We start from the raw sequence: 1183 nt of genomic DNA, 5'->3' as shown, positions 1-1183 counted from the left end.
CACTGCTTACTTGCAAGAATATTTTATAGATATCTTTAATGCATGGATAACCGGACAAAATATGAACATCCTGATTTTTTCTTGTTTTTAAATTTATACTTCTTTTTTAGAGACTGCGAAACTCGTGACCAACTAAACCCGTAACTGCTGCCACGGTGTTTCCTCTTTATGTACAGATAGCTCCTCACGACCGAGCTATAAAAACCGCTTCGATTGTCAACAACCTACTACTTAAACCTGGTGGATTAATGACAACTACGATAAATAGTGGTCAACAATGGGATGCACCTAATGGATGGGCACCACTACAATGGGTTGCTGTGGAAGGTTTCAGTTATTATGGTCAAGATGTTCTGGCTAAATCCATTGGGATTAGATTTTTAGCGAATATCCAAAAATTATATGATAAAAAACAAAAGTTATTCGAAAAATATATAGTGGACGGTGATGGGATGGCTAATGGCGGCGAGTATGATCTACAGGATGGTTTCGGTTGGACTAACGCAGTTACTTTAATGCTACTTGACAAATACGCCGATATAAAATAAATTTTTTGTTTAGTCAGTAAGTGAAACCGAAATTAGTAGATATCCCTTACTGTCATATTTGGCTATATATTTTGCTTGTTTAGCCGTGTCAAACGTTGCAAATTATCCTCAACATCGGCTTGGGTAACCTCTCTGACCGTCTTTATCATAACGAAAAGGCCCATTCCCAGTCGAAACGCAACAAACCCATAAAACGTTATGCAGCCATTAGATGAGCTAAAAATACTTCATTTGGAGAAAAATAGCCCAACGATTTTCGTCCCCGAGTATTAAGTATGTGCTCAAGTTCTGCAATCTCGTTGTCCGTGACTGAGTTGAAGTCCGTTCCTTTTGGGTAAAAACGGCGGATAAGTCCGTTACTGTGTTCATTTAAACCACGCTCCCATGAGTGATAAGGCCTGGCAAAGAAGACATTAGCACCGGTGATCTCAGTTATCTGTTTATGCATGGAGAACTCAGAACCGTTATCGGCCGTCAAAGTTTTAAAGTCACAGAAGGTATTTGCTACAATGTCACGGAAAGCATCTACAACAGTATCAGCGCGTTTATTCGGTAACTTGCGGATAATAATCTGCTTGGTAGCTTTATCCGCTAGAGTCAGTAAGAATGACTTCTGATCTTTACCAAATACAGTA

At 39.2% G+C, this 1183-nt stretch carries 1 protein-coding gene and 1 pseudogene; one reads left to right on the top strand and one right to left on the bottom strand.

What is annotated here, in order from left to right; all coding sequences use genetic code 11:
- Window positions 1-146 precede the first annotated feature (146 nt).
- A pseudogene (locus CBG25_RS18735) lies at window positions 147-548 on the top strand (trehalase family glycosidase); the annotation flags it as partial.
- A 196-nt stretch (window positions 549-744) separates the two neighbouring features.
- Here the strand turns inward: CBG25_RS18735 and CBG25_RS18730 are convergent.
- The coding region (locus CBG25_RS18730) for an IS30 family transposase (RefSeq protein WP_290603601.1) at window positions 745-1183 on the bottom strand (439 nt) is incomplete at its 5' end.

The sequence above is a fragment of the Arsenophonus sp. ENCA genome (assembly GCF_002287155.1).
Classification (GTDB): Bacteria; Pseudomonadota; Gammaproteobacteria; order Enterobacterales; family Enterobacteriaceae; genus Arsenophonus; species Arsenophonus nilaparvatae.
Note: the sequence above shows the minus strand (reverse complement) of the source record. Positions and strands in the feature narration are given on the sequence as shown.